18 protein-coding genes and 1 tRNA gene are annotated in these 21,157 nt (G+C 70.9%); 13 read left to right on the forward strand and 6 right to left on the reverse strand.

Annotated elements, in window-relative coordinates:
- Window positions 1-26: 26 nt before the first annotated feature.
- Entirely contained in the window at window positions 27-704 is a 678-nt protein-coding gene (locus OG782_RS20495) for a DUF461 domain-containing protein (protein WP_406452997.1), read from the reverse strand.
- A gap of 607 nt (window positions 705-1,311) precedes the next feature.
- Between OG782_RS20495 and OG782_RS20500 the strand changes: the two genes are divergently transcribed.
- The 11 genes from OG782_RS20500 to OG782_RS20550 all read left to right on the forward strand — a co-directional run bounded on the left by OG782_RS20500 (window position 1,312) and on the right by OG782_RS20550 (window position 13,714).
- Complete coding sequence (locus tag OG782_RS20500; RefSeq protein WP_006380568.1) at window positions 1,312-1,794, forward strand: CarD family transcriptional regulator; 483 nt, start codon at window positions 1,312-1,314, stop codon at window positions 1,792-1,794.
- Window positions 1,795-2,376: 582 nt separating this feature from the next.
- Window positions 2,377-3,123, forward strand: coding sequence for a 2-C-methyl-D-erythritol 4-phosphate cytidylyltransferase (ispD, locus tag OG782_RS20505; protein ID WP_406452999.1), 747 nt, complete (start codon window positions 2,377-2,379; stop codon window positions 3,121-3,123).
- Entirely contained in the window at window positions 3,113-3,625 is a 513-nt protein-coding gene (gene ispF / locus OG782_RS20510) for a 2-C-methyl-D-erythritol 2,4-cyclodiphosphate synthase (RefSeq protein ID WP_406453001.1), read from the forward strand. Before ispD ends, ispF begins: the two co-directional genes overlap by 11 nt.
- Window positions 3,626-3,774: 149 nt before the next feature.
- The gene (locus OG782_RS20515; protein WP_406453003.1) at window positions 3,775-4,362 is read left to right on the forward strand and encodes a GNAT family N-acetyltransferase; all 588 of its coding nucleotides are present in this window, start codon (window positions 3,775-3,777) and stop codon (window positions 4,360-4,362) included.
- Window positions 4,363-4,412: 50 nt separating this feature from the next.
- Window positions 4,413-5,933, forward strand: coding sequence for an ABC transporter substrate-binding protein (locus OG782_RS20520; RefSeq protein ID WP_406453005.1), 1,521 nt, complete (start codon window positions 4,413-4,415; stop codon window positions 5,931-5,933).
- Window positions 5,930-7,654 (forward strand): ABC transporter permease subunit, encoded by a 1,725-nt coding sequence (locus OG782_RS20525; protein ID WP_406453007.1) that lies wholly within the window; start codon window positions 5,930-5,932, stop codon window positions 7,652-7,654. Before OG782_RS20520 ends, OG782_RS20525 begins: the two co-directional genes overlap by 4 nt.
- Complete coding sequence (locus tag OG782_RS20530; protein ID WP_406453009.1) at window positions 7,651-8,916, forward strand: MFS transporter; 1,266 nt, start codon at window positions 7,651-7,653, stop codon at window positions 8,914-8,916. Before OG782_RS20525 ends, OG782_RS20530 begins: the two co-directional genes overlap by 4 nt.
- Window positions 8,913-9,317, forward strand: coding sequence for a PPOX class F420-dependent oxidoreductase (locus tag OG782_RS20535; RefSeq protein ID WP_406453011.1), 405 nt, complete (start codon window positions 8,913-8,915; stop codon window positions 9,315-9,317). Before OG782_RS20530 ends, OG782_RS20535 begins: the two co-directional genes overlap by 4 nt.
- A gap of 114 nt (window positions 9,318-9,431) precedes the next feature.
- Window positions 9,432-10,838, forward strand: coding sequence for a cysteine--tRNA ligase (gene cysS, locus OG782_RS20540; protein ID WP_406453013.1), 1,407 nt, complete (start codon window positions 9,432-9,434; stop codon window positions 10,836-10,838).
- Between the two features lie 82 nt (window positions 10,839-10,920).
- Complete coding sequence (gene rlmB, locus OG782_RS20545; RefSeq protein WP_406453015.1) at window positions 10,921-11,877, forward strand: 23S rRNA (guanosine(2251)-2'-O)-methyltransferase RlmB; 957 nt, start codon at window positions 10,921-10,923, stop codon at window positions 11,875-11,877.
- 211 nt (window positions 11,878-12,088) lie between these two features.
- Entirely contained in the window at window positions 12,089-13,714 is a 1,626-nt protein-coding gene (locus tag OG782_RS20550) for a DoxX family membrane protein (RefSeq protein ID WP_406453017.1), read from the forward strand.
- A 98-nt stretch (window positions 13,715-13,812) separates the two neighbouring features.
- On the opposite strand, the gene OG782_RS20555 is transcribed toward OG782_RS20550, so the two are convergent.
- From OG782_RS20555 to OG782_RS20570, 4 genes are all read right to left on the reverse strand, one after another.
- Window positions 13,813-14,523 (reverse strand): NDP-sugar synthase, encoded by a 711-nt coding sequence (locus OG782_RS20555; RefSeq protein WP_406453019.1) that lies wholly within the window; start codon window positions 14,521-14,523, stop codon window positions 13,813-13,815.
- Window positions 14,524-14,557: 34 nt separating this feature from the next.
- Window positions 14,558-14,971, reverse strand: coding sequence for a hypothetical protein (locus OG782_RS20560; protein WP_406453024.1), 414 nt, complete (start codon window positions 14,969-14,971; stop codon window positions 14,558-14,560).
- A 207-nt stretch (window positions 14,972-15,178) separates the two neighbouring features.
- Window positions 15,179-16,315 carry an ABC transporter ATP-binding protein gene (locus OG782_RS20565; protein WP_406453026.1) on the reverse strand — a complete coding sequence of 379 codons (1,137 nt, stop codon included), beginning with the start codon at window positions 16,313-16,315 and terminating at the stop codon, window positions 15,179-15,181.
- 383 nt (window positions 16,316-16,698) lie between these two features.
- Window positions 16,699-18,099, reverse strand: a complete 1,401-nt coding sequence (locus tag OG782_RS20570; protein WP_406453028.1) for an RNA-guided endonuclease InsQ/TnpB family protein — start codon at window positions 18,097-18,099, stop codon at window positions 16,699-16,701.
- Window positions 18,100-18,259: 160 nt separating this feature from the next.
- Between OG782_RS20570 and OG782_RS20575 the strand changes: the two genes are divergently transcribed.
- Together OG782_RS20575 and OG782_RS20580 are read left to right on the forward strand one after the other, a co-directional pair.
- Window positions 18,260-18,332 (forward strand) — tRNA-Thr (locus OG782_RS20575).
- Between the two features lie 238 nt (window positions 18,333-18,570).
- A complete protein-coding gene (locus OG782_RS20580) occupies window positions 18,571-19,818 on the forward strand; it encodes an aspartate kinase (RefSeq protein ID WP_406459172.1) in 1,248 nt (415 codons plus the stop codon).
- 115 nt (window positions 19,819-19,933) lie between these two features.
- On the opposite strand, the gene OG782_RS20585 is transcribed toward OG782_RS20580, so the two are convergent.
- Window positions 19,934-21,145, reverse strand: coding sequence for an FAD-dependent monooxygenase (locus OG782_RS20585; RefSeq protein ID WP_406453030.1), 1,212 nt, complete (start codon window positions 21,143-21,145; stop codon window positions 19,934-19,936).
- Window positions 21,146-21,157: the final 12 nt, after the last annotated feature.

Genomic DNA, 21,157 nt, shown 5'->3' on the forward strand with positions numbered 1-21,157 from the left:
CCTGCGTGCCGTGCGGGTCGGTGCGGTCAGCCGGGCTGCTGCGAGTCGGACGCCGCGTCGCTCGGGGTGGACGTGTCGCCGCCCGTTGCCGAGCCGGAAGGGGTGCCCGTGGGCTCGCCCGGGGTCTCGGAGGGGGAACCGGTCGGCGAGGTCTCCGGGGACTTCTCCGGCAGCTTCGGGGGCTGGGGCAGCGAGCTGGGGCCGAAGCCCTTGAAGTAGCTGTCCGCCGGAACGACGGACACGCCCAGCGGGATGTCGCCGGTCTCGCTGAACTTGAAGACCAGCCGCTGCACGTTGCCGTTCTGCGTGGCCTCGTTGCCGTTCTCGATCACGGCGGCGGCGTTCCCCTTGCCGCCGAGGAGGACCTTGCCGCCGGCCGGGACGACGACCGGTCCCGAGCCCTCGGCGGCGTGCAGCTGCACGGAGCCGCTGCTGCCCGTCAGGGTGATGGCGTCGAGGGTCTCCGCCTTGGTGCCGTTGTTGAACAGCGTGGCGGTGACGACGGCCGGGCCGTTGGCGCCGCGCACGGACTGTGTGACGACATTGGCGTTCTGGATCTTGATGTCGCCCGACGAGGTGGCGGCGTTGTCAGGCCTGACTCCGAGCGTCTGCGCGTTCTGGCCCGCACCACATGCGGAGAGCGCGGCGATCGAGAACACGATGGCGGTGGCGGCGAAGGCGCCGTGTCGAAGGCTGCGGCTCACGGCGGCGGCAACTCCTTAACGTACGGACTTACGGACGGGGTCGGGCGAGCGGTGTAAAGCCGCCCTAAGGGTCTGTCAGCCGCCAGGTTACCGAGCCCCCGTCGCCGCCCCGCACCCGACCCGCCCCTGACGGGTCCCGGGGATCGCGGGCCGCCGCCCGGTGTTCATTCGCACGCCGTTCACATAACACGCTTGATCAATTCCGCCGCACGTTCGCCCCGCGCTTCCCCCGCTGTTCACCGGCCTTGACGCATTCATTGCACATAATCCTCGCGCCGGCCGAACGTTGATCAATTTCATTGGGCATCGGCACTTACCGCCGTACGGGTGATCGATCGCCGAACGGAGTACAGAAAGTTCACCATCTGGAACCCGGCAAACCGGGACGTTCAGTCACTTCGGGGCGGGTTCCGGTAGGTGTAACGTCCGCGTTTCTCCCTGCCCGTACAGCCGCTCCGACCTGCGAATACCGTCGCCCGAGAGCCTTCCGCAGCACGTCCGTGTCGCAGTTGTCAAGCCCCGAGATATGCCCTGACCTGCGAAAACGCCATTCAGGAGAAGCTGTTCTCGTGTTACTCTTGATAGCCACGGAAGGGGTACCTGTCACATGACGTTCAAGGTTGGCGACACCGTGGTCTATCCCCATCACGGGGCCGCGCTGATCGAGGCTATCGAAACTCGCCAGATCAAAGGCGTGGACAAGACCTACTTGGTGCTCAAGGTCGCTCAGGGCGACTTGACGGTGCGTGTACCGGCGGACAATGCGGAGTTCGTGGGTGTGCGCGACGTAGTCGGGCAGGAAGGGCTGGACCGGGTCTTCGAGGTGCTGCGCGCACCGTATGCCGAGGAGCCGACGAACTGGTCCCGGCGCTACAAGGCAAATCTCGAGAAGCTCGCATCCGGCGATGTCATCAAGGTCGCCGAAGTGGTTCGCGACCTGTGGCGTCGCGAGCGCGAGCGTGGACTCTCCGCAGGTGAGAAGCGCATGCTCGCCAAGGCTCGCCAGATTCTGGTGAGTGAGCTCGCTCTCGCGGAGAACACGAACGAGGACAAGGCCGAGGCTCTCCTCGACGAGGTTCTCGCGTCCTGAATCGGACCAGGACCGCACCGGTCCGAACCGGATCGCGCCAGCCGTCACAGCTGGATCGCGTCGGGCTATAGATAGTGTGCCGCGGTGCCCGCTGACCAGCCGTTTTCACGGTGTGTCGCCGGGCGCTGCGGCATGTCCGGACGTATGTGCGTATGTGCGTATGTCGATTGTCCGGATGCGGCCTGTCCGGGCGAGGCGTGCCCGGACATCGGTTCCGGCGTGCATTCCAAGCGCATGCATTCAAGCCATGGGCTGCGGAATCCGGCCATCTGTTCCTGACGGCCATGTGTTCCGGACAGGAATTAACGACGGGGTGACGTCTGTGGGCGGCGCGGCCCGGTGACCCCGGATGTTCTTTCCGATACGCCGGTGCGTTGGCCTCACCGACGATCCCCCGGTACTTTGCTCGCGATCTTGTGAAGTCGACGTGTCAGGCCGATCCCGAGCGGCCGGGGCGGTCCCTGGCTCGCCCGGGGTCACGGAAAGGGTCCCGGTCGAGTCATGGCGTAGCGCCCGGCTCGCTTGTGGCCATACCCACGTCGGCCGTGGAGACAAACATGCCGATGCTTCGGAGTGCAACCGATGTCTGATCAATCGCGTCCTTACCGCACCGCCGCCGTCATTCCCGCGGCCGGCCGCGGCGTACGGCTCGGCCCGGGCGCCCCCAAGGCGCTGCGCGGGCTGGGCGGGACGCCCATGCTCATCCATGCCGTCCGGGCCATGGCGGCCTCCCGCCATGTGTCCCTGGTCGTGGTCGTCGCACCGCCGGACGGCGCCCCCGAGGTCAGGAACCTGCTCGACGAGCACGCCCTGCCCGAGCGCACGGAGTTCCTCGTCGTACCGGGCGGCGACACCCGCCAGGAGTCGGTGAAGCGGGGCCTCGACGCACTGCCCGCCGACATCGATGCCGTCCTCGTGCACGACGCGGCCCGCCCGCTCGTGCCCGTCGACACCGTGGACGCGGTGATCGAGGCGGTACGGGACGGCGCGCCCGCCGTCGTCCCCGCGCTGCCGCTCGCCGACACCGTCAAGGAGGTCGAGCCGGGTGCGCCCGGTGAGCCCGAGCCGGTGCTCTCCACTCCCGTACGGGCCCGGCTCCGGGCCGTACAGACCCCGCAGGGTTTCGACCGCGACACGCTGGTGCGCGCCCATGAGCGGGTCGCCGTCAGCGGCGAGGGCGCGACCGACGACGCGGGCATGGTGGAGCAGCTCGGGGCGCCCGTCGTGGTCGTACCCGGGCACGAGGAGGCGTTCAAGGTGACCCGGCCGCTGGACCTGGTCCTGGCCGAGGCGGTTCTCGCACGCAGGAGGGCGAACGATGGCTTCTGACAGCACGGACGGGCGCGCCGCGCCGGTGATCCCACTCGTCGGGATCGGGACCGACATCCACGCCTTCGAGGAGGGCCGCGAGCTGTGGTGCGCGGGTCTTCTGTGGGAGGGCGAGGGGCCCGGCCTCGCCGGGCACTCCGACGCCGACGTCGTGGCGCACGCCGCGTGCAACGCGCTCTTCTCGGCCGCCGGCCTCGGTGACCTCGGGCAGCGCTTCGGCACCGGACGCCCCGAGTGGTCCGGCGCCGCGGGGGTCACGCTGCTGACCGAGGCGGCCAGGATCGTGCGGGCCGCGGGCTTCGAGATCGGCAATGTCGCCGTCCAGGTCGTGGGCGTACGGCCGAAGATCGGCAAGCGGCGCGACGAGGCGCAGCAGGTGCTCGCCGCAGCCGTCGGTGCGCCGGTCTCGCTCTCCGCCGCCACGTCCGACGGGCTCGGTTTCACCGGGCGCGGCGAGGGCGTCGCGGGCATCGCGACCGCCCTGGTCTACCGCACCGGCTGAGCCCGCCCGGGGGTCCGCCGATGTCCTGCTGAGGGCACTCCCGCAGCCCTGACCTGGCGGTCCTCCGGGCCCCCGACCTTGTTGCACATCACTTGCACGTACGCTGGTACGGCAATGACGTGGCGCGCGAGGGACGGTGGAACTCCGGGATGAGTACGACGACGATCGCTCCGGTACGGGCCGACGCCGGCGGGTACGTCCTGCGCACCGCCGGACCGCAGGACATCGGCGGGGCGCGGGCCGTCATGCTCGACACCGTCTACCGCGATCTGCGGTCCGGTTACGTACCGCGCTGGCACGCCGACATCATCGACCCCGAGGCCGCCTATCTGCGCCCGGCGCGGTGCACGCTGCTGGTGGCCGAGCGCGCGGGCGAGATCGTCGCCACGGGCGCCGTGCGCGACCGGGGCCCGCAGGCGCCGCCCAATCCGCAGTGGGTCGCGGACCGCTTCCCGTCCGGTTCGACCGCCCAGCTGTGCCGGATCTATGTCGCGCCCGAGCACCGCAGGCAGGGGCTCGCCCGCCGGATGGTGCGCGAGCTCTGCGACTTCGTGGCGGGCGCCGGCGGGTACGACGCGGTCTATCTGCACACCGACCCCGCCGTGCCGGGCGCCGAACCGTTCTGGCGGTCGCTGGCGCGGGAGGTGTGCGACGAGCGCACCCTGCCGGGCGGCGGGCAGGGCATCGTCCACTTCGAGCTGCCGTTCCCCGGGGCCGGGCCGCGCGTTGGCGCCTGAGCCACCCCCCTCCCATCAAATGACAATCGTTTTCATATAAGGTCGTTTCCATGCCCACGCCCCGACGCCGTCGCTCCGCGCTGCCGCTGACCCTGTCCGCGACCGCACTCCTCGTCCCGCTCGCCACCGCCTGCTCCGGCGGCGCGTCCGACGACGCGGCCGGCACAGGGCAACGACTCCGGGTCGTCATGGCCTTCCCGCCCGCCCAGGCCATGTCCCCCTACGGCGACGACGCCGTCACCCTCAGCCGGCTCGCGGTCGTCGAAGGCCTCACCACCCTCGACCGCAACGGCGCGGCGAAGCCCGCACTCGCCACGTCCTGGAAGCGCGACGGCGCGAAGGAATGGACCTTCACCCTGCGCAAGGCGCTCTTCCACGACGGTACGAAGGTCGACCCGGCCGCCGTCGCACGCTCGCTCAACGCCGCCGAGAAGGCCTCACCGAAGCCCCGCGTCCTGTCCGACACCGGCATCACCGCGACCGCCGGAAGCGCCGGCACCGTACGGATCGTCACCGACGAAGCCGACCCGCTGCTGCCCCAGCGCCTGGCCAACCCCTCGCTCACCATCCTGTCCGCCGCCGCCTACCGCGACGGCAAGGTGAACCCGGCCGGACACGCCACCGGACCCTTCACCCTCGCCACCGTCAAGGGCGCCGTCAGCGCCACCCTGGAACGCAACGACACCTACTGGGGCGCCACGGCCAAGGCCCCCGGCGTCGACGTCACCTTCGTCGCCGACGGCACAGCACGCGCCAACGCCCTGCGCACCGGGGCCGTCGACGTCGCCGAGTACGTACCGGTCTCCCAGGCCTCCCTCCTCGGCGACGGGCTCGTCCACGAGTTCCCCTCCGCCCGCACCAACGGCCTCTCCCTCAACACCGCGCACGGCGTCTTCGCCGACCCCGCGATGCGCGCCGCCGCCCGCGAGGCCATCGACTCCAAGGCCCTCGTCAAGGCCGTCTACGAAGGCCGCGCCGACACCGCACAGGGCCTCCTCGGCCCCGGCGTCCCCTGGGCCGCCGACGCCCGCACCGCCCCCGTCGACCGGGCGAAGGCCGCCGACCGGGCCCAGGTCGCGAAGACGAAGGAGATCGTCCTCGCCACCTACACCAACCGGCCCGAACTCCCCGAGGTCGCCACCGTCGTCCAGCAGCAGCTCACCGGGCGCGGCTTCACCGTCAAGCAGGTCGTCCGCGACTACGCCCAGCTGGAGGCCGACGCCCTCGCCGGGAAGTACGACGCCTTCATCCAGGCCCGCAACACCCTCCTGGACACCGCCGACCCGGTCTCCTACCTCGCCTCCGACTTCACCTGCGACGGCAGCTTCAACATCTCCCAGCTCTGCGACGAGCGCGTCGACGCCGACGTGAACAAGGCCGCCGCCACCACCGCGACCGACGCCCGCCACACCGCCGCCGCAACCGCCGAGGCCGACGTCCTGGGCACCGACGCACTCGTACCCCTGCTCCACGAACGCTTCGTCCAGGGCTACGACGACAGCCGCGTGAAGGGCGTATCCCTCGACCCGATGGAACGCACCCTCATCACCGCAGACACCCGCGTCGGGTGAAGCATCTCGCCGGCCGGCTCACCGCACTCCTCGCGGTCGTCGCCGTCATCGGACTGCTGCCCAGGCTCACCCGCACCGACCCCGCCCTCACGATCCTGCACGCCCGGTACGCCGACCGGCCGCCCACCGACGAGACCCTCGACGCCATCCGCGCCGAGACCGGTCTGGACGGCGGCCCCCTCCACGTCCTCGGCAACTGGCTCGGCGGACTCCCGCGCGGCGACCTCGGCACCTCCTGGGTCTCCGGACAACCCGTCGCCCCCGACGCGATATCCGCCCTCGGGGTCTCCCTGACCCTCATGGGCCTCTCGCTCACCGTCGCCCTCCTGACCGCCGCCGCCCTCACCGCCCGCACCCTGCGACGCGCGGCCAGGCACCGGATCGTCAACGCCGGGCCCGGCACCGGCGCCGCCGTCCTCGCCGCCCTCCCCGAATTCCTGATCGCCGCCGTCCTCGCCGCAGTCGTCGCCGTCCGGCTCGACTGGCTCCCCGCACTCGGCTGGGGCACCCCCGCACAGACCGTGCTGCCCGCCCTCGCCATGGGCATCCCCGCCGGCGCCCTCCTCGGCCGGCTCCTGGACGACGCACTGCCCGCCGCGTTCGCCGAACCCTGGGCCCGCACCGCCACCGCGGCCGGGATGCCCGGACACCGCACCGCCCGCCACGCCCTGCGCCGCACCCTGCCCGGCCTGCTGCCCCAGATCGGCCTGATCGTCGTCGGCCTCACCGGCGGAGCCGTCGCCGTCGAAACCCTCTACGCCATCCCCGGCCTCGGCTCCACCGCCCTGTCCGCCGCCCTCGCCCAGGACCTCCCCGTCCTCCAGGCCTGCGTCCTGATCCTGCTGCTCCTCGGCACCGCCGCCGGACTCACCGCCCGCCTCACCTCCCGCACCCTGCTCGGCCCCGCCCTGAACGACGGCGCCCTGCCCGCACTCGTCCCGCCCGCCACCCGCGCACGCCCGTCCCTGATCACCGGCGCACTCCTCCTCACCGCACTCTTCGCCGCCGTCACCCTCGCCGGACTCCTGCGCGATCCGCTCCACATCGACGCCGCCGCCCGCCTCGCCGGACCCTCCGCCGCCCACCCGCTCGGCACGGACTCCCTCGGCCGCGACATCCTCGCCCGCCTCGGACACGGCGCCGCCCGCACCGTCCTGACCGCCGTCGCCGTCTCCGCCGCCACCCTGCTCATCGGCCTCGCCCTCGGAGCCGTACGCGCCGGAGCCCTCACCGAGACCGCCAACGCCCTGCCCGCGATCCTCACCGGACTCGTCGTCGCCGGCATCGCGGGCCCCGGCCCCTGGAGCGCCGCAGCCGCCGTCACCGCCGTCGCCTGGGCACCCCTCGCCGCCCACACCGCAGCCCTGCACGCCCAGGAACGCGCCGCCCCCCACCTCACCGCAGCCCGCGCCATGGGCGCCGGACGGCTCCACCTGCTGCGCCGCCACCTCCTGCCCGGCGTCCTGCCACCCGTCACCCGCCACGCCGTCCTGCGCATCCCCGCCATCGCCCTGGCCCTCGCCTCCCTCGGCTTCCTCGGCCTCGGCACCGCACCCCCCTCGCCCGAATGGGGGCGCATGCTCTCCGAAAACCTCCCCTACGCCGAACGCGCCCCCCTCTCCGTCCTCGCCCCCGCCGCCGCACTCGCCGTACTCGGCGCCCTCGCCGCCCTCACCACAGCGGCGGTACGGGGCCGCGGAACGCGGAAGCACCCCGCATGAGCTCCGCCACCACCCCCTACCTCCGCCTCCTCACCACCACCCAGTTCGCCTTCAACACCGGCTTCTACGCCGTCCTGCCCTACCTCGCCACCCACCTCGGAACCGGCCTCGGCATGGCCGGCTGGCTCATCGGCCTCGTCCTCGGCCTCCGCACCTTCAGCCAGCAAGGCCTCTTCGTCATCGGCGGCGCCCTCACCGACCGCTACGGACCCCGCCCCGTCGTCCTCACCGGCTGTGCCCTGCGCATCGCCGGCTTCGGCTGGCTCGCCCTCGCCGACTCCACCGCCACCGTCATCGGCGCCGTCCTGCTCACCGGATTCGCCGCCGCACTCTTCTCACCCGCCGTCGAATCCGAAACCGCCCGCGAAGCCGTCCGGCACGAACAACGCACCGGCACCCCACGCGCCCAGGTCCTCGCCCGGTTCGCCGCCGCAGGACAGGCCGGCGCCTTCCTCGGCCCCCTCCTCGGCTCGCTGCTCCTCCTCCTCGGCGCCGGCTTCCGGGCCGCCTGCCTCGCCGGCGTCCTCGTCTTCGCCGCCGTCCTCGCCGGACACGCCCGGCTCATGCCGCGCCGCGCCCCCGCCACCCGAACAGCCGCACACCGCGGCGCGGTACGCCACGTCTTCACCAACCGCCCGTTCCTGTTGCTCTGCCTCACGTACAGCAGCTACCTCGTCGCGTACAACCAGCTCTACCTCTCGCTGCCCGCCGAGGTGCAGCACGCCACCGGTTCGCAGACCGCCCTCGGCTGGCTCTTCGCCCTCTCCTCGCTGCTCGTCGTCTGCGCCCAGCTGCCCCTGACCCGCTGGTCCGCCCACCGGCTCGCCCCCCGCACCGCCCTCGTCACCGGCCTCACCACCGTCGCCGCCGGGTTCGCCGCCGTACCCCTGACCCCCGCCGGCCCCGCCGGACTGCTGCCGCCCGCCGCGCTCGTCGTCCTGCTCACCCTCGGCCAGATGCTCCTGGTGCCCGCCGCCCGCGGCCTCGTACCCGACCTCGTCGACGACCGGCACCTGGGCCTGGCCACCGGAGCGCTCTCCTCCGTCTCCGGCCTCGCCGTGCTCGGCGGCAGCGCCGCCACCGGCGCCCTGCTCGACGCCCCCGCACCCGTCCGGTGGGCCGCCCTCGCCGCCGTCCCGCTCGCCGGCGCCGCCCTGGCACTGACCCTTCCGGTGGGCGCCGCCGGGAAGCAGGGACGGGGAAGCGCGGTTGGGGTAGGGATAGAGGCATCACCGACCAGCTCAGGAGGACGTACGCCATGACCGCCGCACTCTCCGAAGGACTCAAGGCGCTTCTCGACACCCCGGTCTTCGTCACCGTCGCCACCGTCCAGCCCGACGGCAGCCCCCAGGTGTCCCCGGTCTGGGTGAAACGGGACGGCGACGACATCCTCATCTCCACGACCACCGGACGCCGCAAGGAACAGAACCTCGCCCGCGACCCACGCGTCTCCGTCGTGCTCCAGCCCTTCGACTCCCCGTACACCTACGCCGAGATCCGCGGCACCGCCACCCTCACCACCGAGGGCGGCCAGGAACTCATCGACGAGCTCTCCCAGAAGTACACCGGCAAGAAGTACGCCGACTTCAACCCCGCCTCCGCCACCGACGACCCGCGCGTCGTCGTCCGGATCACCCCCAGGAAGGTCGTCGGCAGCCTCTGAGCACCCCCGGACGGAGCCACGGAAGACGGCCGGGCCAACCGGAGCCGTAACAACTGCCGAAGCAATCCCCCAAGGGGTCGCGGGGCACTGGTGCGCGCCCACTACCCTTGAGGCGTGACTATTCGCCTGTACGACACCAGCGCCCGGCAGATCCGTGACTTCGTCCCGCTCACAGCGGGCTGTGTCTCGATCTACCTCTGTGGCGCCACTGTCCAGGCTGCCCCGCACATCGGGCACATCAGGTCCGGACTGAACTTCGACATCATGCGCCGCTGGTTCGCCCACCGCGGCTACGACGTGACGTTCGTCCGGAACGTCACCGACATCGACGACAAGATCATCACGAAGTCGGCCGAACAGGGCCGCCCGTGGTGGGCCATCGGCTACGAGAACGAGCGCGCGTTCAACGCGGGCTACGACGCGCTCGGCTGCCTCCCGGTCAGCTACGAGCCCCGCGCCACCGGCCACATCACCGAGATGATCGAGATGATGCGCGGCCTCATCGAGCGCGGCCACGCCTACGCCGCCGACGGCAACGTCTACTTCGACGTCCGCTCCTTCCCCGGCTACCTGGAGCTCTCCAACCAGGACCTGGACGACCTGCGCCAGCCCTCCGGCGACAACGAGTCCGGCAAGCGCGACAAGCGCGACTTCGCCATGTGGAAGGCGTCCAGGCCCGGCGAGCCCAGCTGGGAGACCCCCTGGGGCCGCGGCCGCCCCGGCTGGCACCTCGAATGCTCCGCCATGGCGCACAAGTACCTCGGCACCGCCTTCGACATCCACGGCGGCGGCATCGACCTGATCTTCCCGCACCACGAGAACGAGATCGCCCAGGCCAAGGCCTTCGGCGACGACTTCGCGAAGTACTGGGTGCACAACGCCTGGGTCACCATGTCCGGCGAGAAGATGTCCAAGTCGCTCGACAACTCCGTACTCGTCAGCGACATGGTCAAGAACTGGCGCCCCATCGTGCTGCGCTACTACCTCGGCACCCCGCACTACCGGTCCATGATCGAGTACAGCGAGGAAGCCCTGCGCGAGGCCGAGTCCGCGTTCGCCCGCATCGAGGGCTTCGTCCAGCGCGTCACCGAGAAGGCCGGCGAGACCGTCGAACCCGCCGCCGAGGTGCCGCCCGCCTTCGCCGAGGCGATGGACGACGACATGGGCGTCCCGCAGGCCCTCGCGATCGTCCACACCACCGTCCGCCAGGGCAACTCCGCCCTCGCCGCCGACGACAAGGAAGCCGCCGTCGCACGCCTCGCCGAGGTCCGCGCCATGCTCGGCGTCCTCGGCCTCGACCCGCTCGACGACCACTGGGCCGGCAGCGAGAGCGACCGCGGCGACGACCTCCACGGCGTCGTCGACACCCTCGTACGCCTCGTCCTCGACCAGCGCCAGTCGGCACGCGACCGCAAGGACTGGGCCTCCGCCGACGCCATCCGCGACCAGCTCAACCAGTCCGGGCTCGTCATCGAGGACAGCCCCACCGGACCGCGGTGGACACTCGGCCCCCGCCAGTAGTCCTCCATGTGCCGCCCGGCCCGCCGGGCGGCACACTCTCACTTATACGTACGCACGTCTGAAGCAACGAAACAGGTAGGTCATGGCCGGGAACAGCCAGCGCAAGAACCGCCGCACGTCCAACAAGAAGGGCATGCAGGTCGGCAGCGGTGGCCAGCGTCGCCGTGGTCTCGAAGGCAAGGGACCGACGCCGCCCGCCGAGGACCGCAAGAAGCACAAGAAGAACCGCATCGCGACCGCCAAGGCCAAGCACGCGGCCAACCGCCGCCCCGCCCCCCGCCGCGGCGGCGCCAAGGGCACCTCCGAAATGGTCGTCGGCCGCAACCCCGTCTTCGAGGCCCTGCGCGACGGCGTGCCCGCCACCACGCTCTACGTCCAGCAGTACATCGACAACGACGAGCGCGTCCGCGAAGCCCTCCAGCTCGCCGGCGAGCGCGGCAACATCAACCTGATGGAAGCCCCGCGCCCCGAGCTCGACCGCATGACCAACGGCCTCAACCACCAGGGCCTCGTCCTCCAGGTCCCGCCCTACGAGTACGCGGACCCGCAGGACCTCACCGCCGCCGCCTACGACAACGGCGAGGACCCCCTCATCGTCGCCCTCGACGGCGTCACCGACCCCCGCAACCTCGGCGCCATCGTCCGCTCCGTCTCCGCCTTCGGCGGCCACGGCGTCGTCGTGCCCGAACGCCGCGCCGCCGGCATGACCGCCGGAGCCTGGAAGTCCTCCGCCGGCACCGCCGCCCGTACGCCCGTCTCCCGGGTCACCAACCTGACCCGCGCGCTCGAGGCGTACAAGAAGGAAGGCATCGCCATCGTCGGCCTCGCCGCCGACGGCGAGCACACCGTCGAGGACCTCGAAGCCCTCGGCGGACCCGTCGTCATCGTCATCGGCAGCGAGGGCAAGGGCCTCGGCCGCCTCGTCGGCGAGACCTGCGACTACCGCGTCCGCATCTCGATGCCCGGCGGCGCCGAATCCCTCAACGCCGGCGTCGCCGCCGGCATCGTCATGTACGAGGTCGCACGCCGCCGCGCCTGAGCCACCAGGGGCACAGGACCACCCCGCAGGACCACCCGCACGGGCGTCGGCCGACGGAGCAACCCTCCGCCGGCCGACTCCCCGGCAGGACCCGCCCGGGGGCGCACCAGGACACGCGCACGCCCCGGCGCACCCCGCCACCACCTGTTGACGGGCCTCCGACACTTCGACACCGTCAAGGCAGTGTCCTAAACACACATCACTCGGTTAGATGAGTGTGGACACCAGAACGCCTCGGTTCGACGAACAACCCGCCCTGAGCATGACCAAGGTGGACTGCGACCCTGCGCAGGTCATCGTCAACCACGCCAGCTTCCGGGTGCAGCTCGCCCCCGGCCAGCGCGCACGGCTGCGCGGTGCGACCCCCGCCGGTGCGCCCAGGATCCCCGCCATGAGCGGCACCGGAGCAGGACGCGGCCGCCGCGCCCCCGTCGTGTGGAGCGGCAGATCAGCCCCCGGCGACCCCGGCGCCACCGGACTCCTCCAGGCCGTACGGAACTCCACCGCGGGCCGGGCCGACACCGCCTACGACCCCTACGAGCCGTACGCCTCCTACGAGTTCGACAGCGGACACGGCGGCGCCGGCACCCAGGTCATCCCGCGCCTCGAAGAGACCCAGCCCAACCCCGTCATCGGCGGCCCCCGCCCCGGCGGACCACTGCTGCCCCCCATGCGCCAGGCCGTCGGCGCCTACGACCCCGTCGAGCCCGGACCGTACGACGAATACGACCGGCGACCGTACGACGCCGAAGACGCCGACAGCGCGGACCACCGCAGCCGACGCCAGAACACCGACACCGTCCGGCACGCGTACTACCCCGGCCACCGCATGAACCTCGGCGTCGTCCTGCTGCCGATGCGCGTCTTCCTCGGCTTCATCTCCATCTACGCCGGCATGGGCAAGCTCTGCGACCCCGTCTACTTCGACGGCGGCGACCGCGGCTCCATGGTCAAGTGGCTGACCTCACTGCACCCCTGGGCCCTCGCCGAACCCCTGCGTGACTTCGCACTCTCCCACCCCGTCGGCGCCGGACTGACCATCGCCTTCCTCCAGGTCGTCGTCGGCGTCCTCACCGTCCTCGGCCTCTGGCAACGCGTTGCCGCCAGTGTCGGCGCCCTCCTGTCCGCCGCACTCCTGGTCACCGTCAGCTGGCGCACCGTCGCCGTGTACGACGCACCCGACATCATCTACCTCGCCGCCTGGAGCCCCCTCGTCATCGCGGGCGCCCCCGTCTACTCCATCGACGGACGCCTCGCCGGCGAAGCCTGGCGCAAGCTCGGCCCCCGCTCCGAGATCTGGGACCTCCGCCGCCGCGTACTGCGCCGCGGAGCCATCGTCGCCGCCGTCGTCGTCGGCCTCACCCTCCTCATCGGCTCCCTGCTCGGCGGCGCCGTCCGCTCCTCCGAAGTCGTCACCGTCCCAGGACCCGACGGCATCCCCACCAACCAGCTCCCCGGCTCCCCGCTCCCGGGCGAATCCCGCAGCGGCAAGGCCTCCAAGAGCCCCGCGGGCAACCGGCCGGCCCCCTCCCGCTCCACCGCCCCCAGCACCCCGTCCGCCAGGGCCACCACCCCCACCACCGACACCGTCCGAGAGACCGGCCAGGCCGCAGGCACCGGACAGCCCAGCCAGACCCAGGGCACCGGACAGCAGCCCCCGCAGCAGAGCACCCCGCAACAGCCCCCCGCCACCACCAGCTCCGGCCCCAGCTCCTCCGGCACCACCGGCGGCGGCTCCACCACCGGCGGCACGGACCCCGGCACCGGCTCCACGGGCTCCACCACCGGCGGAGGCGGCAGCGGCGGCCGCAACCCCATCGGCGGCCTCCTCGGCTGACGCGGAAACCGCACCCCGCACAGACCGAAGGGGCGGGTACCGGAATCCCAACCGGTACCCGCCCCTTCGCCACGGACCCGCGGCCACAGGCGCCGGGCCTACTGCCCGTTCAGCTCCTTCGCCGCCTCCGTCAGGTCCTTCGCCGTGTCGATGGCCCGCCAGTACGCCCCGTGCGGCAACGGAAAGCCCGCCAGCCGGCGCTCACGCGCCAGCCGCGGGAACGTCGTCCGCTCATGGTCACCCCGGTCCGGCAACAACGCCGTGAATGCCGGCGAGAACACGTACACCCCCGCATTGATCAGATACGGCGACGGCGGGGACTCGATGAAATCCGTGATGTGCCCGAACGCGTCCGTCTCCACCGCACCCCACGGAATCCGCGGCCGGGCCAGGGCCAGCGTCGCGGTCGCATCACGCTCCGCATGGAACGCGGCCATCTCACGCAACGAGAAACGCGTCCAGATATCACCATTGGTCGCGTACCAGGGCTGCTCGGGCTCGGGCAGCCGCGCCGCCGCGTACTTCAGCCCGCCACCGCGGCCCAGCGGCTCGGACTCCACCACCGTCGTCACCCGCAGCGGCAGCACCGCCTCGGCCAGCCACTCCTGCAACACCTCGGCCAGATGCCCGCACGACACCACGGCATCGGTCACGCCCTCCGCGGCCAGCCAGGAAAGCTGATGGCCGATGATCGGCGTCCCGGTACCCGGGATCTCGACCATCGGCTTGGGGCGGTCATCGGTATACGGGCGCAGCCGCGATCCCTGGCCACCCGCCAGGATCACGGCCTGCGTCGGAAACGTATGCATGCCAGGCACGATATGCCGTGCCCGGCCGGAGCGGTCAGCTGAACTGTGCGACACCCGAGGCGAACGACGTGTCACAGACCGGACGCGAGAACCGGTGCGCACGCGTCGGACCGTACTGCTCGACCGCCGCCTTCCCCAGCGCCTTCGCGATCGACATGCAGTGCCTCGCGAGCGACGGCCGGCCTTCGACGGCACGCTGGAGATCCGTCAACGCGACACCCGGGTCCTTCTCCTGGAGCTCCAGGAGAAGCTTGTCGCGCAGAACGTCCTGCGGGGTGCGCGCCTTGGCGCGCTTGGACACGGTCTGAGCCGACGCGGTGAGCATCGTCGAGTCGGAGTTGCGAGCTGCCCACGGCACGGCGGTGACCGCGAGGGTCCCGGACAGGACCAAGACGACAGGCAGTACGAAAGCGAGGGATCGGCCGATACGGCGCGCGGTGTGGGTCACGCAGCGAGCGTAGCGGTCAGTGGTGATTCGGCGACATTACGTCACCCTCGCGAGGGACGGTTCGACTCTGCTTTTCGAATCCCGTGTTGACGAATCGGAGTGAAATGACCGTTGTGCCGGGGAATTTGCCGCCGCCCGTCCAAACCCCCCAACGCGCGGTGGCCCCGCACGGAGAACGTGCGGGGCCACCGTACAGCGTGTGCGGGATCAGTCGGTGAGACGCTCACCGGTCGACGTCGCGAAGACGTGCAGCTCGTCCGGGCGCGGCACGACGTGCAGCTTGGTGCCCTTCTCCGGGACGGCGCGGCCGCCGACGCGGACGACGAGGTCCTTGTGCTCGCCACCGACCTCGGCGCCACCGTAGACGAAGCCGTCGGCGCCGAGCTCCTCGACGACGTTGACCGACACGGCCAGACCGGCCGGGGCGTCGGCGGAGTCCTTGGTGAGGGACTTCGCGGCGGCGCCGCCGTGCTCGACGATGTCGAAGTGCTCGGGACGGATACCGACCGTGACGGTCGTGTCGCCACGGTCCGCGGCGGCGGTGAGCGCCTCACGGGAGACCGGGACGACGCTGTTGCCGAACTTCACGCCACCGTCGGTGATCGGGACCTCGATCAGGTTCATGGCGGGGGAGCCGATGAAGCCGGCCACGAAGAGGTTCGCCGGGCGGTCGTACATGTTGCGCGGCGAGTCGACCTGCTGGAGGAGACCGTCCTTGAGGACCGCGACGCGGTCACCCATGGTGAGGGCCTCGACCTGGTCGTGCGTGACGTACACGGTCGTGATGCCCAGACGGCGCTGGAGCGAGGCGATCTGCGTACGGGTGGAGACACGGAGCTTGGCGTCGAGGTTCGACAGCGGCTCGTCCATGAGGAAGACCTGCGGCTCACGCACGATGGCGCGGCCCATCGCGACACGCTGACGCTGACCACCGGAGAGCGCCTTCGGCTTGCGGTCGAGGTAGTCGGTGAGGTCCAGCATCTTGGCGGCCTCTTCGACCTTCGCCCGGATCTCGGTCTTGTTGATACCGGCGATCTTCAGCGCGAAGCCCATGTTGTCCGCGACGGACATGTGCGGGTACAGCGCGTAGTTCTGGAACACCATCGCGATGTCCCGGTCCTTCGGCGGCAGGTGCGTGACGTCGCGGTCACCGATGCGGATGGCGCCGCCGTTGACGTCCTCGAGACCCGCGAGCATGCGCAGGGAGGTCGACTTGCCACAACCGGAGGGACCGACGAGGACGAGGAACTCGCCGTCCGCGATGTCGATCTCGAGCTGGTCGACCGCCGGCTTCGTGGAGCCGGGGTAGACGCGGGACGCCTTGTCGAACGTGACACTGGCCATGCTGAATCTTCTCCTCAACCGGCAGGAACGTGCCGGACGATCCGTTGTAAAGGGAGTGGTCTGGTCCACCTGAGTGAACCTCCAGCGACGCTACCTGGCGATTTCGGATCTGTCAGTAGTTCTCTGGGGAGGAATATCTCCTGGCGGGGTGGGGTGGCAGCGCTTCTGCTGGGAAGGCCCTGGCAGAGCGGTTGACTTTTGACCTTGTGTGCACGGCGGCAGAGCAAATCACTTTTGACCCTCGCCACGGTTGTGACACTTCCTGCTTCAACACCCCTGCCACCCCGACGCACCCCTGATGGGTGTACCGGGCCGGTCTTACACGGGCTCCACAGGCTTTACGGCCGACGGCCCGTCGGTCCGTACCGCAGTCCTTCACTTCTTCATGCAGCCAGCAGTACGTCTGGCAGCTCAGATGCCTTGATCACAGACGGAGGCATCCGCCCCGGCGGGAGCGCGGAGGCCACCAGCCAGTACAGCCGCATGCCCTCCTCCCGGAGATTCCGCGCAGCGTTCACGTCCCGGTCGTGCACCGCACCGCACTCCGCGCAGGTCCACTCCCGTACGGACACGTCGAGTGACGGCCCCTTGGCGTGGCAGTCGGAACACCGACGCGTCGACGGGAAGAAGCGGTCCACGATCACCAGCGTCCGCCCGTACCAGGCGCACTTGTAGCGCAGCTGCCGGAGCAGCTCGCCCCAGGCCGCATCGATGATCGACCGGCTCAGCCGGGCCTTGCGCCGACGTCCTTTCCCGGCGGCAGGACGCAGCAGATTCATGATGGCCAGGTCTTCCACCACGAGCACTTGGTTCTCGCGCACGAGGCGGGTGGTCAGCCGGTCCAGCATGTCTCTGCGCACGTCGCTGATCAGGGCGTACAGCCGGGCGATGCGCTCCCGGGCCTTGCCCCGGTTCTGCGACCCCCTCTTCTTGCGGTGCAGCTCCCGCTGCAGCCGCGCCAGCTCCCTTTCGTACTTCTTCAGCAGCCGCGGATGATCCACCTTCGTTCCGTCGTCCAGCGTCACCAGCGAGGCCAGCCCCAGATCGATCCCCACGGCCTTCGGTTCACGTCCTCCGGGTACGAAGGCGGCAGGCAGGGGATCGATCCGCTCCTCGACCAGCATCGCCACGAAGTACCGGCCCGCCCGGTCCCGCGTCACCGACAACTTCACCGGCGTCACCCCGGCCGGCAGCGGCCGGGACCACCGCACGTCCAGCGGCACCGTCTGCTTCGCCAGCGTCACCAGCCCCGTACCGGGCCGCTCGGGATTCTCCGCCCAGCGGAAACCGGTCCGTACATACGTCGCCGAATCCCGCGACCGGCGCTTCGTCTTCCGCTGCGGGTACTTCGCCAACTGTTTGAAGAACCGCGTGAACGCTCCGTCCAGATGTCGCAACGACTGCTGCAGCACCGTCGAGGACACCTCACCCAGCCAGGACGTCTCCGACGACTGGCGCCACCCCGTCAACGCCCGGCAGGACTCGGCGAACCCCACGGAAACGCGATGCCGTTCCCAGGCGCCCACCCGGAGCGCCAGCCCCTCGTTGTAGACCCAGCGGCAGGCTCCGAAGGTCTTCTCCAACTGCTCGGCCTGCGACGGAGTCGGGTAGAAGCGGTACCGGTACACGCGCTGCTGTGTGCCGGGCTCCTTGGCCCGGCTCTTCATGGCGGTCGTTGCCCGGCCGTGGTGCTTCTTGCGGTCGGCGATGCCCAGAGCCTCGCGTTTGATGCGCTTGGCCTCGTCGCCCGTCACCCGTGTCGACCGGTCCGCGGTGTCCGTCATGCTTGCCTCCCCCGACTGTCCGATATCCGGATCAGTACGTCAGTGTTCTTCACGCACGGGTGCTCGGACGGTTACGGGGCGGGTGGAACTTCCTGGATCGGCGGGTGGGGCGCTGTGTAGAGTGAGGGCTCGCGCGCGTGCCTTTCCTTTCGTTCGCGTTGCCGCCTTAGCTCAGTTGGTAGAGCGCCGCCCTTGTAATGCGAAGGTCGTCGGTTCGATTCCGACAGGCGGCTCAAAACCCCAGGTCAGCAGCCATGCTGGCCTGGGATTTCCTTTTTCTGGCCCTACTTCCGCTGTCGCTGCCAGGGGTCTCTCGGGCCGGAGCGGCGGGCGGGCTCACCCGTCGGATTCCCGCGATCGGGGGATGTCCCGGCTTCAGGGGCAAGGCAGGCTCCCCACTGGCCCGAGCACGCTACTCGACCGCTCGGCCGGGATCCTGAACCGGGGACGGAGCCAGTCTTGGACATCTTGGTGCAGAAGTACGGGGGCAGTTCGCTCTCTCAGATGGAAAGACTCCGCAGGGTGTCCGAGCGGGTGGCGGCCACCCGCCGCGCCGGCAAGCGGACCGTGGTCGTGGTGTCGGCCCGTGGGGACACCACCGACGAACTGCTGGGCCTGGTCGAGGAAGTCGGGGGGCGGCACGCGGCACGGCGCGCGCCGCGGGAGGTCGACCAGTTGCTGGCGACGGGTGAGTACGCCTCGGCGGCGTTGCTCGCTCTGGCGCTGGAGCGGCTGGGGGTGCCCGCCGTCTCGCTCACCGGGGCGCAGGCCGGTATCCGGGTGGTCGGCCGGTACGGGGAGGGGGTGATCGACTCGATCGACACCGGGCGCATCAGGCGTTGCCTGGACGAGGAGCGGGTGGTTGTCGTCGGGGGCTTCCAGGGGCTCAACGACTCGGGCGACGTGGTCACTCTGGGCCGTGGCGGGTCCGACACCACGGCCGTCGCGCTCGCGGCGGCCCTGGATGCGGGGGGCTGTGAGATCTACACGGACGTGGACGGCGTCTACACGGCCGATCCGCGGCTGGTCGAGTCGGCCCGGAAGCTTCCGCACGTGGCCGCGGACGTCATGGTGGAGATGGCCTTCTCGGGGGCGAAGGTCCTGCATGCGAGGTCGGCGGAGCTGGCCGCGGCCAAGGGGGTCGAGCTGCATGTCCGGAGTTCGCTGTCCGACCGGGAGGGGACGGTGGTGAGCCGGGGCGGTACGGGCTCGCTGGAGACCGGGAGCGCGATCACCGCCATCACGTCGGACGCGGATGTCGCGCGGGTCCTCGTGCACTGCAAGGGCCGGAGCGACCCGGCCTCCGAGATCCTGGTCGTTCTCGCCGGCAACGCGGTGCCCGCGGATCTTGTCGCCCGCTCGGGTCCGCAGGAGGACGAGTTCCGGATGGGGTTCACCGTGCGGCACAGTGATGTCGCCCGGATCGTGGAGCCGCTCGAGTCCGCCGTGGCGGCCTTCGGCGGCGGTGTCCGGGTGGACACGGACGTTGCCAAGGTGTCGCTGATCGGTATGGGGCTGCTGAACCGTCCGGAGTATCTGGCGCGTCTGACGACGGTTCTCACCGGGGCGGGGATCGGCACCAGTTGGGTGTCCAGCTCCCAGCTGCGCGTCTCCGTGATCGTGCCGAGGCAGGACCACGTACGGGCCCTGCGGCTGCTGCACGCGGAGTTCGCGTCGGCGGGTCCCGAGGCGTTCGCGGGCGTCGCCCCTCTCGGGTGACGAGTGGGTGTGGGGATGGCACGACGACGCCGCGGCCCGTGAGCCGCGGCGTCGTCCGTCGTTCCTCGTGCGTCGTGCGTCGTGCGTCGTTCCTCGTCCGTCTCCGGGGTGCCGGCTATGTGGCGAGGAACGCCGACTCGGCGTCGTACCCGTACAGCCAGGCCTGCTCGCGCAGGCTCTGGGTGCCGGCCAGGACCAGGTCGCGTTCGCGCTGTCCTTCTCCGTCGGAGAGGTGGAAGCTGCGGGAGTTCGCCCGGGACAGTTGTTGCAGTCCGTCGGTGCGGGGGCGGCGTATCCGCTCGTAGCGGGCCAACGCGTCCGGGATGCCGTCCGGTTGGACGCCCTGGAGGGCGGCGGTGAGGACGACCGCGTCCTCGATCGCCTGGTTGGCTCCCTGTGCCTGGAAGGGCAGCATGGGGTGTGCCGCGTCCCCGGCGACCGTCGTGCGGCGGGTGGACCAGCGGGTGAGCGGGTCGCGGTCGTGCAGGGCCCAACGGCCAACGGATCGAACGGACTTGAGGACGGTGAGCACCTCGTCGTTCCAGCCCTGGTAGGTCTCGAGCAGTTCCTCGGCGCGGCCCTGTGCGGTCCAGGACTCGACCGACCAGTCGCCGGCCGGAGCCGTGGCCCCGACGCTGATCCACCGTCCGGCGCTCACCGGGTAGCAGACGCAGTGCTGGTCGGGTCCGAACCACAGCCGGACCTTGGGATCCTCCATCAGGAAGGGCAGTTGGTCGGCAGGGACCAGCCCCCGGTAGATGGACTGCCCGGAGAACGTGGGCTCGTCCGCTGCGAGGGTGTCGCGCACCACCGAGTGGATGCCGTCGGTGCCGATCACCACGTCGGCCTCGTACGTGGAACCGTCCTCGAAGCGGAGCCGTACCCCTTCGGGCAGTTCCTCCACGCCCACGCACCTGCGTCCGATGTGCAGGACGTTGTTGTCGATGCTCGACAGCAGTGCCTGGTGCAGATCGGCGCGGTGGACCGTGTAGTACGGCGCGTCGTAGAGCTCTTCGCAGGCGTCGCCGAGTTCCGTGCGCCCGAGCAGCTGGTTCTCGTCCCAGCTGCGCATCTCCACGGCCGAGGGGCGGACCGCGACCTGGCTCAGCCGGCGGCCGAGGCCCAGGCGGTGCAGGAGGCGGGTGGCGTTGGGGGCGAGCTGGACGCCGGCCCCCACTTCGCGGAGGTTCCTCGTCTGTTCGAAGACTTCGCAGCGCATGCCGGCACGGCTGAGGGACAGTGCCGCGGTGAGGCCGGCGATGCCGGCGCCCACCACTGCGATGCGGACGCCGTTTCTCCCCAGGGAAGGCGTTCGATTCTGGATCATGATCACAACTCT

The organism is Streptomyces sp. NBC_00876, assembly GCF_045207435.1.
In the GTDB taxonomy this organism is placed as follows: Bacteria; Actinomycetota; Actinomycetes; order Streptomycetales; family Streptomycetaceae; genus Streptomyces.

Coding starts and splice junctions, on each gene's coding strand:
- OG782_RS20500 (WP_006380568.1), top strand. CDS start 1,312: ATGACGTTCAAGGTTGGCGACACCGTGGTCTATCCCCATCACGGGGCC.
- ispD (WP_406452999.1), top strand. CDS start 2,377: ATGTCTGATCAATCGCGTCCTTACCGCACCGCCGCCGTCATTCCCGCG.
- ispF (WP_406453001.1), top strand. CDS start 3,113: ATGGCTTCTGACAGCACGGACGGGCGCGCCGCGCCGGTGATCCCACTC.
- OG782_RS20515 (WP_406453003.1), top strand. CDS start 3,775: ATGAGTACGACGACGATCGCTCCGGTACGGGCCGACGCCGGCGGGTAC.
- OG782_RS20520 (WP_406453005.1), top strand. CDS start 4,413: ATGCCCACGCCCCGACGCCGTCGCTCCGCGCTGCCGCTGACCCTGTCC.
- OG782_RS20530 (WP_406453009.1), top strand. CDS start 7,651: ATGAGCTCCGCCACCACCCCCTACCTCCGCCTCCTCACCACCACCCAG.
- OG782_RS20535 (WP_406453011.1), top strand. CDS start 8,913: ATGACCGCCGCACTCTCCGAAGGACTCAAGGCGCTTCTCGACACCCCG.
- rlmB (WP_406453015.1), top strand. CDS start 10,921: ATGGCCGGGAACAGCCAGCGCAAGAACCGCCGCACGTCCAACAAGAAG.
- OG782_RS20550 (WP_406453017.1), top strand. CDS start 12,089: ATGAGTGTGGACACCAGAACGCCTCGGTTCGACGAACAACCCGCCCTG.
- OG782_RS20555 (WP_406453019.1), bottom strand. CDS start 14,523: ATGCATACGTTTCCGACGCAGGCCGTGATCCTGGCGGGTGGCCAGGGA.
- OG782_RS20565 (WP_406453026.1), bottom strand. CDS start 16,315: ATGGCCAGTGTCACGTTCGACAAGGCGTCCCGCGTCTACCCCGGCTCC.
- OG782_RS20570 (WP_406453028.1), bottom strand. CDS start 18,099: ATGACGGACACCGCGGACCGGTCGACACGGGTGACGGGCGACGAGGCC.
- OG782_RS20585 (WP_406453030.1), bottom strand. CDS start 21,145: ATGATCCAGAATCGAACGCCTTCCCTGGGGAGAAACGGCGTCCGCATC.